General features: G+C 62.5%; 11 protein-coding genes. 2 read left to right on the top strand and 9 right to left on the bottom strand.

The window, feature by feature from the left end; genetic code table 11:
* Positions 1-55 precede the first annotated feature (55 nt).
* Entirely contained in the window at positions 56-979 is a 924-nt protein-coding gene (locus ACK1VC_RS27865; protein ID WP_102690351.1) for an EamA family transporter, read from the top strand.
* A 24-nt stretch (positions 980-1,003) separates the two neighbouring features.
* On the top strand, positions 1,004-1,873 hold the full coding sequence (locus tag ACK1VC_RS27860; RefSeq protein WP_191086893.1) for an aldose 1-epimerase: 870 nt from the start codon (positions 1,004-1,006) through the stop codon (positions 1,871-1,873).
* A 133-nt stretch (positions 1,874-2,006) separates the two neighbouring features.
* Here the strand turns inward: ACK1VC_RS27860 and ACK1VC_RS27855 are convergent, their stop codons facing one another.
* The 9 genes from ACK1VC_RS27855 to ACK1VC_RS27815 form a co-directional block, all read right to left on the bottom strand.
* Positions 2,007-3,302, bottom strand: coding sequence for an MFS transporter (locus ACK1VC_RS27855; RefSeq protein ID WP_016488695.1), 1,296 nt, complete (start codon positions 3,300-3,302; stop codon positions 2,007-2,009).
* A gap of 157 nt (positions 3,303-3,459) precedes the next feature.
* Entirely contained in the window at positions 3,460-4,356 is an 897-nt protein-coding gene (locus tag ACK1VC_RS27850) for a LysR family transcriptional regulator (RefSeq protein ID WP_449118168.1), read from the bottom strand.
* 88 nt (positions 4,357-4,444) lie between these two features.
* Complete coding sequence (locus tag ACK1VC_RS27845; protein ID WP_095116714.1) at positions 4,445-6,481, bottom strand: pyridoxamine 5'-phosphate oxidase family protein; 2,037 nt, start codon at positions 6,479-6,481, stop codon at positions 4,445-4,447.
* Positions 6,482-6,508: 27 nt separating this feature from the next.
* Positions 6,509-7,138 (bottom strand): glutathione S-transferase family protein, encoded by a 630-nt coding sequence (locus tag ACK1VC_RS27840; protein ID WP_095116712.1) that lies wholly within the window; start codon positions 7,136-7,138, stop codon positions 6,509-6,511.
* Positions 7,139-7,304: 166 nt separating this feature from the next.
* Positions 7,305-7,856 carry a UPF0149 family protein gene (locus ACK1VC_RS27835; RefSeq protein WP_016488699.1) on the bottom strand — a complete coding sequence of 184 codons (552 nt, stop codon included), beginning with the start codon at positions 7,854-7,856 and terminating at the stop codon, positions 7,305-7,307.
* 91 nt (positions 7,857-7,947) lie between these two features.
* Positions 7,948-8,937, bottom strand: a complete 990-nt coding sequence (locus ACK1VC_RS27830; RefSeq protein WP_191086894.1) for an asparaginase — start codon at positions 8,935-8,937, stop codon at positions 7,948-7,950.
* A complete protein-coding gene (locus ACK1VC_RS27825) occupies positions 8,934-10,088 on the bottom strand; it encodes a hypothetical protein (RefSeq protein WP_191086895.1) in 1,155 nt (384 codons plus the stop codon). The genes ACK1VC_RS27830 and ACK1VC_RS27825 overlap by 4 nt, the downstream gene beginning before the upstream one ends.
* Before the next feature lie 10 nt (positions 10,089-10,098).
* Complete coding sequence (locus ACK1VC_RS27820) at positions 10,099-10,995, bottom strand: nitrilase family protein (protein WP_191086896.1); 897 nt, start codon at positions 10,993-10,995, stop codon at positions 10,099-10,101.
* A 654-nt stretch (positions 10,996-11,649) separates the two neighbouring features.
* A complete protein-coding gene (locus ACK1VC_RS27815) occupies positions 11,650-13,293 on the bottom strand; it encodes an acetolactate synthase large subunit (protein ID WP_023049034.1) in 1,644 nt (547 codons plus the stop codon).
* Positions 13,294-13,666 lie beyond the last annotated feature (373 nt).

The raw sequence follows: 13,666 nt of genomic DNA, 5'->3' as shown, positions 1-13,666 counted from the left end.
CCGGCGATGGGCTGCAAAGCAGCCCTCTGGTTCTTTCTGCAAATGGATCCTGCACATGGCTGTTCCCTCCTCGGCTGTACCTCTATTCCCGCGCAAACTGGCCATCGCCCTGCTCGCCCTGCTGGCCTGTTCATTCGCCGGCAACCACATCGCCGCGCGCATTGCCTTCGATGACGGCACCGGCGTGCTGCTGGCGATTCTCTGCCGCTCAGGCATCACCTTGCTGGTGCTGGCCTGCCTGCTGTTGTGGCAACGCCAGGCGCTGGGCCTGCCAGCAGGCACCCGGCACTGGCAACTGCTGCTCGGCCTGCTGATCGCCACCCAAAGCCTGTGCCTGTACTCGGCGGTGGCGCGCATTCCGGTAGCCCTGGCGCTGCTGGTGGGCAACACCTTCCCGATGCTGCTGGCGCTGCTCACCTGGGCGCTGGGCGGCGCTCGCCCCACGGGCCGCACCGTGCTGTTCATGGGCCTGATCCTGTGCGGCCTGGTGCTGGCGCTGGATGTGCCGGCACGCCTGGCCGACAGCAGCGTGGCCAACCCGCACTGGGTGCCTGGGGTCAGCCTGGCCTTTGGCGCCGCCTGTGCCTTTGCCTGCGCCTTGTGGATCACCGACCACAAGCTGGCCAGCGTGCGCGGCCCCGTGCGCAGCCTGCTGACCTTGCTGATCGTGTTCTCCAGCATGCTGGTTGCAGGCGCAAGCGGCGTGATGCCGTCAGGCTTGTCACTGCCGGGCAGCAGCAGTGGCTGGGTGGCTCTGGCCTGCCTGGTGGTGCTGTATGGCCTGGCCTTCACCTTGCTGTTCGTCTGCGTACCAAAGCTGAACATGGCGCAGAACGCACCGGTGATGAACGTCGAGCCCATCGCCACACTGCTGCTGGGCTGGGCCTTGCTCGACCAGCAGCTCGGCACCCTGCAATTACTCGGCGGCGCCGTGGTGGTGTGCGGCATCGTGCTGCTCACCTACCGTCGGGCCAGTTGATTGTTCATCTGAAAGGAGCCTTGAATGGCTGTGACCGAACTGCACCTGCAGGACCGCCTGACCCGCCTGAGCCTGGCTCCGGAGCTGGGCGCCAGCCTGGTCAACTGGGAAGTGAAAGCGAGCGGGCAAGCGCTGCTGCGCCATTCCGACCTGGCCGCATTGGAAAGTGGTACGCCACGACGCCTCGCCTGCTACCCGCTGGCGCCTTGGTCCAACCGTATTGCGGAGGGTGGTTTTGCCCGGCCCGAGGGTTGGCAGCCACTGGCACCGAATACCGGGCATGACCCTTATCCGATTCATGGCAGTGCCTGGCAGCAGGCCTGGCAGGTGGAGCACCACAGCGAGCGACGCGCGCGCCTGACGCTGCACAGTGAAGTGCCGTTTGCCTACCTGGCCACGCTGGACGTGCACTTGCACGAGGGGGGCCTGAACCTGGACCTGCATGTCACCCATCTGGATGAGGCGGCAACCTGGTATGGCTTGGGGTTGCACCCTTACTTTCCGCGGTATCCCGATACCCAGCTGTATGCCACGGCACGCAAGGTGTGGCTGGCCGAGCCCGGGCGTTTGCCGTCGTACCAGGCCCAGGTGCCCGAGCAGTGGTGCTTCAATGCCTTGGGCCGTTTGCCCGAGACGGTGGTCGATCATGCCTTCAGTGGCTGGCCCGGAGAGTGTGTGATCGAACAGCCAAGCGCGGGTTATCGACTGGCGTGCAGTGCCAGCGGGGCTGAGCAATTCTTGCTGTTTTGCCCGCAGGGGCAAGGTTTTTTCTGCTTTGAACCGGTAAGCCACCCGGTCAATGCGCATCACCTGCCAGGGCGGCCGGGGTTGCGGTTGTTGCAGCGGGGGGAAGGAATGAGCCTGGGGTTCAGGATGCAGTATCGACCCCTTTGATTGTGTTGCCTTGATGGGGGCTGCTGCGCAGCCCATCGCCGGCAAGCCAGCTCCCACCCGACCGGATGCGCAGTACCTGTGGGAGCCTGGCTTGCCAGCGATGGGCCGCAAAGCGGCCCCAAATTCTCACGCCTTAAGCCAATGCCTCGGTAGCCCTCACCATTGGCTTGCTGGATACATCTCCCCGCACCTCCCGCGCCACCTTCCACACCAGCACTGCCGCCACAATATCGAACGCCGCCAGCACCACGAACAGCGGGCTGTAGCCAATCTGCGTGACAAGCACCCCGAACACCAGGGTAAACGCTGCTGCCCCCAGGTAACCGCACATGCCGCCCATGCCGGTCGCCGTGGCCACCTGGTCCTTGCTGAACGAGTCGGAAGTGATGGAGTACAGCGCCCCTGACAGCGTCTGGTGGGCAAACCCGCCAATGCACAGCAACAGGATCGCCGTGTAAGGGCTTTCCACCAGGCCGATGCAGGCCGGGCCGATCATGCAACTGGCCCCAAACACCAGGACCATCTTGCGCGAGGTGAACAACGACACCTTGAAGTAGCGGTGGAACAGCGGGCTCAGATACCCACCCAGCACACAACCTATATCGGCAGCCAGGAACGGCAGCCAGGCGAACATCGCCACTTCCTTGATGTTCATGTGCCGCTCGGTCATCAGGTACAGTGGAATCCAGGCATTGAAGGTTTGCCAGGCCGGCTCGGAGAGGATCCGCGCCGATGCGATGGCGTAGAAGTTGCGCGCCTTGAAGATGCGCTTCCACGCGCCCTTCTCGCGGCTGTCCTGTTTGAAGTGCGCTTCCTGCCCGGCCAGGATGTAGTCGCGCTCCTCATCACTCAGGCGTTTCTGGTCGCGCGGGTGCTTGTACAACAGCATCCACAGCAGGGTCCAGACGATGCCGGAGACGCCAACAATCACGAATGCCAGCTGCCAGCCACTGTGCAGAATCGCCCACACCACCAGCGGCGGTGCCAGCAAGGCGCCCAGCGATGAGCCGATATTGAACCAGCCGATCGCCACCGAGCGCTCCTTGGCCGGGAACCACTCGGTGGTTGCCTTGACCCCGGCCGGCAAGCCGGCGGCTTCGGTCATGCCCAGCAGCCCGCGCATAAAGGCCATGCTCTGCCAGCCGGTGGCCAGGGCCGCGCCAGCACAGGCCAGCGACCAGGCCATGGCGAACACGGCAAAGCCCAGCTTGGTGCCAATGAAATCAATGAACCAGCCGGCTACCGGCTGCATGAGGGCGTAGCACACCTGCCAACTGGCGACGATCTTGGCGTATTGTTCGGTACTGATGGAGAGGTCGGTCATCAAGGTGGGGGCGGCCACCGAGAGGGTGTTGCGGGCGAGGTAGTTGACGACGAGCCCAGCCGTGACAAGGCTGACCATCCACCAACGGATGCCTTTCATCTTCATGGTTCACCTGAATTTCTTGTTTTTAGACTGGCGAGCGATTGGCGCGAACACCGGCAGCGGTATTTGCGACAAATTGTTTCAGGCGAAAGAGTGCCACGTCATAGGTCATCGTACAACACTTATTATTTCTTAATGTTTCGCCCCGTGTTGTACGATCTCAGTCCAGCTGTTGGGCCCGCAGCGCCTGCGCTAGCATGTCGATGAAGGCCCTGACCTTGGCAGAGCCGTACTTGCTCTCGCGATGCAACACATGAATCGGCCAGGGCGCCTCCTCGTACTCCGCCAGGATCACCTGCAACTGCCCACTGGCCAGCTCATCTGCCACCTGGTACGACAACAGGCGGGCAATCCCCAGCCCGCCGCTGGCGGCAGCGATCGCCCCGTCATTGCTGGTCACCGTCAGGCGCGGCTTCATGCGCACCAGGGTTGGCTCTTCAGTCACGCCAAAGCGCCAGCCGGCACGGGGCGACAGGTTGGTGGTGCCGATCACGGCATGCCCGGCCAGGTCGGAGGGATGCTTCGGCACGCCATGGCGCGCCAGGTAGTCGGGGGACGCACACAACATGCGCCGTACCCTGCCGACCCGCAACGCCTTCAACCCGGAGTCGGGCAATGGGCCGATGCGCACGGCCACGTCCATGCCCTCCTCGACCATGTTCACCACGCGGTCGAGGAAGTAGGCAGAAACATCGACGTCCGGGTACTGCTGCAGGTAGCGGACGATACACAGCATGACAAACTTCTTGCCGAACAGAATCGGGGCGGTTACTGCCAGGTCGCCTTTGGGGGTGGCGTTAATGCCGGCGGCCGCTTCGTTGGCCTCATGGATACTGGCCAGAATATGCCGGGTGTCCTCCAGGTAGCGGCCGCCAGCTTCGGTCAACCGCACACTACGGGTAGTGCGCAGCAGCAACTTGACCCCAAGCTGGTCTTCCAGGGCACTGACGGCGCGGGTGACGGCGGCCGGGGAAATGTCCAGGCGCCGGGCAGCAGCGGCGAAGCTTTCCAGCTCACCTACCGCGACGAACACCTTCATCAGGTGGATCTGGTCCATGCGGGCTCCTGAGTATTTGGGGTGCCAGGATTATCGGATATTCGGCTGTTCTGTGCTGCCTGCCGGCGATGAGGCCAGGACAGGCATATCAGATATCCAGCACCAGCGCCTGTACCCCCTCCTCCACCTGCGCCGGCACCGCACAACAGATCAGCACCGATCCCGCCTCCGGCAGCTCTGCCGGCGGGTTCGGATAATGCACCTGGCCGCTTACCAGCCTGGTCTTGCAGGTACCGCACGACCCACCCCGGCAACTGAACTCGGGCGCAAGCCCCCGTGCCTCGGCCAGCTCCAGCAGGGTGCCGCTGCCCGGTACCCATCGCGCTTCCTTGGCCGACGCTGCGAAGTACACCGGTACTGGCTCGCTTGCCGAGGGCGGCTGTTGCAAGGTAGGTTGGCCTGCATCCGTGTGCCGCCGCAGCGTCGACGGCCCAAAGGCTTCAGCGTGAATGCGCGCATCGGGCACATGCACCGAACGCAGCCCTTCATACAGGTCCTGAGTGAAACTGCCCGGGCCGCATAGGTAGAAATCGTAGTCGTCCAGCGCCAGCGTCGCCTTGACCTGCTCGATACCCAGCCGGCCGACAAACTCATAATCCTGCCCGACCACGGCATGGTCTTCTGGCTGACTCAGGGCGCGATGAACGTGTAGCAAGCCCCCGGCCTGTTGGCGCAGGCCCGCCAGTTCCCGCCCGAATGGCAAGTCGGCGAGGCTGCGAGCACCATGGAACAAATGAATTCGCCGTGCCTGACCTTTGCGCAATTGCTCACGCAGCATGGCCAGCAACGGCGTGATCCCCACACCCGCGCCAATCAGCACAAGCGGGCGCGTACTCTGCTCATCCAGTGTGAAACTGCCCATAGGCGCGCGCACATCCAGCACATCACCTGGCTTGACGCGCTCATGCAGGTGCCGAGAGGCGGGCCCCTGCGCTTTTACGCTGATACGCAGGTAGCCATCGGACGGTGCGCTCGACAAGCTGTAGGTCCGGATCATCGCGGCCTCACCGTCGATCTGCACGTGCACCGGAATGTGTTGCCCCGGCGCAAAGGCCACACTGCCATCACTCGGCGGTTCAAGGTAGAACGAGCGGATATCGCGGCTCTCCTGCTCCACCCGCAGCACACGCCAGGCCTGCCATTGACGCTGTCGCTGGCGTTGCTGCAGGCGTGCATCTGCCTCGGCCCAGGTGCCCGTCATCAGGCTGGTCGGTGCGTACTCCTTGAACGCCCAACGCAGGGAAACCGCCGCCTGGCGCCACACTACCTGCTCCACTTCCAGCGTCCACAGCCGCTCGGCACCTTCGAAGGCCTGGATGGCCGGGCTGTCCAGCAGCACCTCGGCACGCCCGCACAGCTGCAGCACGTTGCCGTTGCTGAAGTCGATGAACAGCAAGCCGGCCCGCGGGTTCACCAACAAGTTGCCCAAGGTGTTGAAGTGCAGGTTGCCCGCGTAGTCGGGAATGATCAGCCGATTACCCTCGACCTTGACGAACCCTGGCCGGCCGCCACGGTGAGAGACATCCACAGAGCGCTGGCTGTCACCCTGCTCGACGTAGCTGGCGACAAAGAACGTGTCGGCGGCCTGGATCATGCTGACGCTTTTGGCGTCCAGCGTTGTCGCATCGACACGCGCCTGGGCGGGCTCGGCGACACGGGTGTAGTCACGCAACTGGATGTACTGCGGGCAGTTGCCGAACGACTGCTCCACCCTCACCTGCAGTTGCCCTTCGGCAGCCTGGCGGATCTGCCCGTTGATGCGATTGCGCCGACGGGTGTGCAGTTCGATACCCAGCAGGCCGACCGCCTGCCCGGCTACCAGCCCCGGCGTGGCGGGGTCATCTGCTGGCAGCGTGGTGTCGATCGTCAGCACGCGAGGGTCGGGCGAACTGACGAACCCTTCCGGCCCTTCCAGCAGGGTGGCCCAAGGCCGACCCAAGGCGTCCACACTGGCGGCGACCATGAACGGCAACTGGTGATAGAAACTACGGTGCTGGTCGGGCATGTAGTCACGAATGACCTTTTGCCCGAACGCCTCCATGCGCTCTGCTACACCGGCCTTTTCCTGCAGGGTTTTCTCGCCCGCATGCCAGGGCGAGGGGCGATGGTCCGGGGGCTGTTGCATGGTGGCGTTCCTCTCGAAGGCGAGGTATCAGGCGCTGGTCTGCAGCCCGATCACAGTACGTGGCATGGGCACGAAGCCCGGCAGCGACTCGATCCGTGCCAGCCAACTGCGCACGTTGGCATAGGGCTCCAGCGACACGTTGCCTTCGGGGGCGTGGGCGATGTACGAGTAGTTGGCGATGTCGGCGATGGTGGGCGTGCTGCCCGCCAGGAATGGCGCCTTGACCAGCTCGGCGTCGATCACCTTGAGCAGGGTATGGGCACGGGCAATGACTTCGTCGGTGTTGAACGCAGCGCCGAACACGGTCACCAGGCGCGCAGCAGCGGGGCCAAAGGCCAGCGGGCCGGCAGCCACCGACAACCAGCGCTGCACACGGGCGGCGGCAGCGGGTTCTTCGGGCAACCAGGTGCCGTTGTCGTACTTTTTGGCCAGGTAGACGAGGATGGCATTGGAATCGGCGATCACCGTGCCGTTGTCATCGATGACCGGGACTTGGCCGAACGGGTTGAGGGCCAGAAAATCCGGCTGCTTGTGCGCGCCTTTGGCCAGGTCGACGAACACCAGCTCGGTGGGCAGGTTGAGCAGCGAGAGCATCAATTCGATGCGATGGGCATGGCCAGACTTGGGGAAGTTGTAGAGCTTGATCGGGTTCGACATGGGTTTTGCTCCTGGTCAGCACCGGGATGGGCTGGTGGAGCCTATGCTGCACTGGATCGGCTGGCAGCAGAATCAGCGCGCAAGGGAAACCATAATTTCGCGGGGCGGAATAATGGTTTCCTCTGCGCAAGTACGGGCAGGCCAGCGCTAGCAAACAAACATCAGGTCAGTGCAACTTCTTGAAATGCCGGAACAATCCACGTGCAGCCTCGACCACCTGCGGAACACAGTCCTGGATATCGGCTTCGCTCATCTGGTCTAGCAGCTCGAAGTTATCTTCAAGCCCATGCAGGGAAATGGCCTTGAGCAATGGGTCCTGCTCTGGCGGCAACTCGCCCCAACCGGCAACCTGGGTGCCGCGCATATAGCCGAAGCACCACTCCTCCAGAACGATCACCGTGCCTGCCTCGCCCTCGGTTTCCTCGAACAGCGGCTCGAAATGGTCGACGTTGTCAGACAGTTCCTCATTCACCTGATTGGCATAGCGCAACATCAACGCGGTGTACGCTTCCTCGTGCGCTGGCTTCTTGAACTTCGGTACCTTGCCACCGGCCACTGCGGGCAGCCATTGCTCGGGGAAAACGGTCACCGGCGAGCTGGCCAGTGCTGTGAAAAAGCCATTGAGCTCGGCCAGGTTCAGCACGGAATAGTCGTTGCCGTAGGTGATCAACAGGTCTTCGAGACGGTCGAGTTCTTTTTCGCTGAGTACGGGGAGCATGGGTCAGAATCCTGGGAAGCAAAAGTGTGTGCACCCTAGCACAGCAAGGCCGCAAGGGCTGCCCGCGTGATACATGGCGCGGGCAGATCGGTCAGGCGTGCAACCAGTCCTGCAGCTCATGTCGCCGGTCGGTGCCGATCAGCAGCCACAGCAAGATGCGGCACTTGCGCGGGCAGAGTTGCCCGGCCATGTGCACGCCTTTTTTCTGCAGATCGATCTCTGCACCGGCAAATCCATAGGTTGCCCGGGCGGTTGGCCCATTACCTGTGCGTGTGGCCACCACTACCGGCAAGGTGGGCGCCACGTGTTCCAGCACATCGGACCAACTCGCGCTGACATGCCCAGCGCCGAAGCCGGCGATGACCAAGCCTTCATAACCCGATGTGGCCACCGCGTGCAGCAGCGCCGTGTCTGCGTCCAGGCAGGCTTCCAGCAGGGCAACGCGCTGGTCGGTGCGATGCGGTAACGGCAGCACTTCCCGGCGCCCTGGCGAATGGTGATACAGCACAGCCCCCTCCACCACTTCGCCCAATGGGCCACACCCCGGCGATTCGAATGCCGCTATCGCCATGCTGGCGGTCTTGCGAACCCTTGCCGCGCAGTGGACCTGGTCATTCATCACCACAAGCACACCTCGCCCGCAGCTGCCCGGTGCCAATGCAACCTGAGCCGCAGCCAACAGGTTGGCCGGGCCATCGTTGCCCGGCTGGCTGGCCGAGCGCATGGCACCGGTCATCACCAATGGCGCATCGAACGGCCAGAGCAGATCCAGAAAATAGGCCGTTTCCTCAAGGGTGTCGGTCCCTTGACTCACTACCACAGCCTGGGCTCCGCGCTCCACCTCGCACCGGGCCCATGCCAGCACTTGCAGCAACGTCGCGAAGGCCAGCGATGCACTCGGGACCAGGCACAGTGAAGCTACGTTCAACTGCGCCATCTCGCGCAACTGGGGGACTTTAAGCAATTGCTGCTCGCAGTCGAGGCTTGGCGTTACACCACACCCAACAGCCCCCGCCTGCATACTGACTGTGCCCCCCAGGCTGGCGATCGACAGCCTGGGCAGGCTCGAATGTTCACTCATGCTTCTCCCCCCACAAGTAACCCAACCAGAGGTACGATCCCCAAGGTGCTGATGGCCATCGATACCACGTTTCCTATGTAGCCATGCACATAAGCAGGCAAGCGCTGCGTGATCGCCACCGCCAGCGGCGGAGCCACCAGCGCACCCAGCACCGCGCTGGCCATCACCACTTGCCAGCCGCCGCCATGCGTCAGCAATGCGGCCGGGACGACCGATACGATCGGAATGTAAGTAGGGTACCACCCGCGGGCTTGCCACTGGCCTCGCCAGGTTACGACCCCAACCAGCGATGCCAGGGCCTGCCCGGCCACTATCTGCATTACCAGCATCGAACCGTATGACGGTGCAGCCGGGGCCAACAGGTACGCCAGCAACACGCCCAGCAGCAGCCCGAGGCTGGCCAGTTCATTGCCAAAAAAAGGCGCTTCGCTGAAATCGGCCAGCACGCGCCGCAGCGTCCAGACCACACCGTAGTCTGGCTTGTTGACGACCGGCTCCACTGGGGTGGGTTCACGGCATTGGCGTACCCATGAAGGGAAGCGCTTGCACAGGATGAAAGCCACGACACTTGCCACTGCCATGCCACTCACATTGCCAACTACCACTGGCAATTGCAGGGGATAGCACAGGTAGTTGACTATCAGCAGGCTGGCCGGTGTGACCAGAAGAGCCCCCAGTACCGCCCCCGTGATCGTCACCCGCCAGCCCGCACCAAACAGCAACACCATGGCGGCCGGCAATGACACGAAGGCGACGAAGGTGGGTTGCCAGTTGCCACTGGCCAAGGTCCACCCCCACAACGCGTGGCTGAGCAGCAAGCCCAGGAACGAACTGGTGAACACCCATGGCCATAACCCGCTGCCATAGCAAATCGCAAAGCCCTGCCAGCGGTACCCTCGCACGTGGGCCCAGTGCGCCAGGCAAGCGCCCAGCAGCAGGCCCAGTGCGGGCAGCTCATGCTTGTAGAATGCCACCTCACTGATATCACCGACGATCCAGCGCAAGCGGCTCAGGGGCTGATCGAGCGTCGCCACCATTACTGCATAATCCGGCCATTGCCCATGGGCAAGGCTCGCAACGAGCACCGGCAGCAGACAGGCAAAAATCAACACAGGCCAACGCTGCTGTCCTGAGAAGAGTAGCGTGTTCATTTGCGACTCCTCAACGTGGCATTGGCGCGTGCAAGCGGTAACCAAGATTGGCATCGTAGAGGTCGATACGCCGGTCCCGCGGCAGGTCGTTGAGGTTGTTCCAGATCGGCGCCGAGCGTGCACTGCTCAGATCTACATCGGCATAGAGAATTTCTTCGGCCTCTGCACTGCCCACTTCGCCGATCGGCCAGCCATTGGTACCGGCGATCAGCGAGCCCCCCAGGAAGCGCCCGCCCCGCTCGCTCCCGACACGGTTCGCGGCGGCGATATAAACGTTGTTGACATGCGCTGCGGTCATGGTCAGGTACGAGGCCATGCAGCGCCCTGCTTCATCGAACAAGGGTGGCGGGGTCCATACCCAGTTGTTGAGGCTGCAGATGATGTCGGCGCCTTGCCCCGCCATCAGACGCGGGACTTCCGGGAACCATATGTCCCAGCATATCAGCAGGCCGATACGGCCAATCGGCGTCTCGAATACCGGGAACCCCAGATCGCCGGGGGTGAACCAAAGTTTTTCCTGGTTCCAGAGGTGCGCCTTACGGTAGTGCCCGAGCCGGCCTTCAGGGCCAAACAGTACGGCGCTGTCATAGAGCTTCAGCCCGTCGCGCTCGGAAAAACCTGCGGCCAGGTAAACCTGGTATTCCCTGGCGAAGTCTGCCCAGGCTTTCAGACTGGGGCCGTCCTGCAGCGTCTCTGCATGGGCATAGGCTTCGGCGCGGGAGTTGAAGGTGTAGCCGGTATTGGCCAGCTCAGGCAGCACTATCAGGTTGGCGCCTTCGCGTGCTGCGCGCCGGGCCAGTGCCAGACCATTACCCAAGTTGCGCTCACAATGCTCAAGACCGACCTGGGGGTCGTACTGGATGACAGCGATACGTACAGGGCTGACGGGGGAACAGGACTCAGACATGGCGGCTTCCTTTTTGTGATTGTTTTGGAAGGACACCAGTAAAGCGATGTTGGGCTTGGGAGGGACAGTCAGGAGGGTCCTATGGGACCGTAGGGCAATCGCATGATCGCAGTAGGACTCCCCCTACAAAATGCCCCGTACGCCGCTATTTCCCAACCTGATAATGTGGGTAGTGCTTAAGGGTAAAGCCACCATTGAATTGCGCTGAAGTGTTGTTGCAGAGGTTGATGACCGTATCAATTGCCGTGCGCAAACACGGCTCGATCCACCCGGCGTCAACTGAGAAGGCGATATCCGACCCTGACCCGGCCATTTTCCAGCCTCTGCACCGCGCACACGGACGTATCTGTCAGCAGCCCGTCAGCTCTTTTCAGAAGGTGGTCATAAAGCGAGATCCCTCCCATGCCGACGTCCAGATACAAGAAGCTTTCGTCCAGGGCCGCAAGCCCCAGATAGGCAGGTCCTTGAAACGGCAATCCCCTGCAATCTTATAGAACCAACTGTGATGTTCTGGTGTTCTCCATGAGTTGAAGAACCTGAGAATGACCAATTGCGAGATCAGTTCAGGGGTGGTTATGCACCACCCGCCAACACCCACAGAACCGCAAGGCTCATGTGGATGCCAGCTTGAAGTTACGATGCGGGCGTTATGCCTTACACCGCCAGCGCACGCTCACGCAGCTCGCTGTTGAGGATGCGGTCGTTCTCGCTGTAATCGACCGGGCAGTCGATCACGTGCACGCCCGGGGTCTTGATGCAGTGTTCCAGCAGCGGCAGCAGGCCTTCGGCACTTTCCACGCGGTGACCGTTGGCACCGTAGGCTTCGGCGTATTTGACGAAGTCCGGGTTGCCGTAGTCCAGGCCAAAATCGGTGAAGCCCATGTTGGCCTGCTTCCAGCGGATCATGCCGTAGCCATCGTCACGCAGGATCACCACGGTGATGTGCATGCCCAGGCGGACTGCGGTTTCCAGTTCCTGGCTGTTCATCATGAAGCCGCCGTCCCCGCACACCGAGATCACCGGGCGGTCAGGGTGCACTAGGTGTGCCGCCATGGCCGATGGCAGGCCGGCGCCCATGGTCGCCAGGGCGTTGTCCAGCAGCACCGTGTTCGGCTTGTGCGCCTTGTAGTTACGGGCGAACCAGATCTTGTAGATGCCGTTGTCCAGGGCAACGATGCCTTCGGACGGCAGTACACGACGGATGTCGGCCACCAGGCGCTGCGGGTAGACCGGGAAGCGGTTGTCGTCAGCCCCTTCGGCGATCTGCGCTTCGTTGGCTTCACGGATGGCCAGCAGGCGGGTGAAGTCCCAGTGCGACGTGTCGTTCAGCGCTTCGCTGATCTGCCACACGGCGTTGGCGATGTCACCAATCACTTCGACCTGCGGGAAGTACACGGCATCGACTTCGGCGGAGCGGAAGTTGATGTGGATGACTTCGGTACCACCACGGACCATGAAGAACGGCGGCTTTTCGATCACGTCGTGGCCGATGTTGATGATCAGGTCGGCGGCTTCGACGGCGCGGTGAACAAAGTCACCCGACGACAGCGCAGCGTTGCCCAGGAAGCGCGGGTGGCGCTCGTCGACCACGCCTTTACCCATCTGGGTGGTGATGAACGGGATACCGGTCTTGTCGATCAGCTGCTTGAGGACCTTGGCGGTCATCTTGCGGTTGGCACCGGCACCGATCACCAGAATCGGGTTACGGGCGTTCTGCAATTTCTCCACCGCCGCTTCGACAGCCTTGTGTTCGGCCAGCGGGCGGCGGTGCAGGCTACGCGGGATCGGCAGTGCATCGGTCTGCTCGGCGGCGATGTCTTCCGGCAGTTCCAGGTGTACCGCACCCGGCTTTTCTTCTTCGGCCAGGCGGAAGGCTTCACGCATGCGGGCCGGGATGTTGTCGGCCGAGGCGAACTGGTGGGTGTACTTGGTGATGGGGTCCATCATGCCGCACACGTCAATGATCTGGAAGCGGCCCTGCTTGGACTTCTTGATCGGCTTCTGGCCGGTGATCATCATCATCGGCATGCCGCCCAGGTAGGCGTAGGCGCTGGCGGTGACCAGGTTGGTGGCGCCGGGGCCGAGGGTGGACAGGCTGACGCCGGTCTTGCCAGTCAGGCGGCCGTAGGTGGCAGCCATGAAGCCTGCAGACTGCTCATGGCGGGTCAGTACCAGCTTGATCTTCGACTTGCGCAGGGATTCGAGCAGGTCGAGGTTTTCCTCACCGGGAATGCCGAACACATACTCGACACCTTCGTTTTCCAGGCATTGCACAACGACATCGGCGGCCTTGGCCATCTTGCTTGCTACCTCAAGTGATGGGACGGTGGAAGTCCGGAAATGCGCAGCACGGTGCGCTGGCATCACCAGGTTCAGGGGCAGGAGTGCCCTGAATCAAAGTCTTGACGTAGGGTAGGTACGGGAAAGTCACGTTAATGTGAGTGCAATATTGTCGCAGCGACTATGAAAGCATACGCGGTCGCTGTGGGAGCGGGCGTGCCCGCGAAACAAGCAGCGAGGTGAATGGCACGGGCTTCGCCCGTGTTCGCGGGACAAGCCCGCTCCTACAGGGATTCGAGCTGGGCAGAATTTTTCTGCCCACAAAGACAAAACCCCTACCTGCATGCGCAGATAGGGGTTTTGCGAAATGAATCTTGACGATGACCTACTC

This window comes from Pseudomonas sp. XP2, from assembly GCF_053557975.1.
The sequence above is the reverse complement of the archived record's forward strand: the minus strand, read 5'-3'. Positions and strand labels throughout refer to the sequence as shown.

Coding starts and splice junctions, on each gene's coding strand:
- ACK1VC_RS27865 (WP_102690351.1), top strand. CDS start 56: ATGGCTGTTCCCTCCTCGGCTGTACCTCTATTCCCGCGCAAACTGGCC.
- ACK1VC_RS27860 (WP_191086893.1), top strand. CDS start 1,004: ATGGCTGTGACCGAACTGCACCTGCAGGACCGCCTGACCCGCCTGAGC.
- ACK1VC_RS27855 (WP_016488695.1), bottom strand. CDS start 3,302: ATGAAGATGAAAGGCATCCGTTGGTGGATGGTCAGCCTTGTCACGGCT.
- ACK1VC_RS27850 (WP_449118168.1), bottom strand. CDS start 4,356: ATGGACCAGATCCACCTGATGAAGGTGTTCGTCGCGGTAGGTGAGCTG.
- ACK1VC_RS27845 (WP_095116714.1), bottom strand. CDS start 6,481: ATGCAACAGCCCCCGGACCATCGCCCCTCGCCCTGGCATGCGGGCGAG.
- ACK1VC_RS27840 (WP_095116712.1), bottom strand. CDS start 7,138: ATGTCGAACCCGATCAAGCTCTACAACTTCCCCAAGTCTGGCCATGCC.
- ACK1VC_RS27835 (WP_016488699.1), bottom strand. CDS start 7,856: ATGCTCCCCGTACTCAGCGAAAAAGAACTCGACCGTCTCGAAGACCTG.
- ACK1VC_RS27830 (WP_191086894.1), bottom strand. CDS start 8,937: ATGAGTGAACATTCGAGCCTGCCCAGGCTGTCGATCGCCAGCCTGGGG.
- ACK1VC_RS27825 (WP_191086895.1), bottom strand. CDS start 10,088: ATGAACACGCTACTCTTCTCAGGACAGCAGCGTTGGCCTGTGTTGATT.
- ACK1VC_RS27820 (WP_191086896.1), bottom strand. CDS start 10,995: ATGTCTGAGTCCTGTTCCCCCGTCAGCCCTGTACGTATCGCTGTCATC.
- ACK1VC_RS27815 (WP_023049034.1), bottom strand. CDS start 13,293: ATGGCCAAGGCCGCCGATGTCGTTGTGCAATGCCTGGAAAACGAAGGT.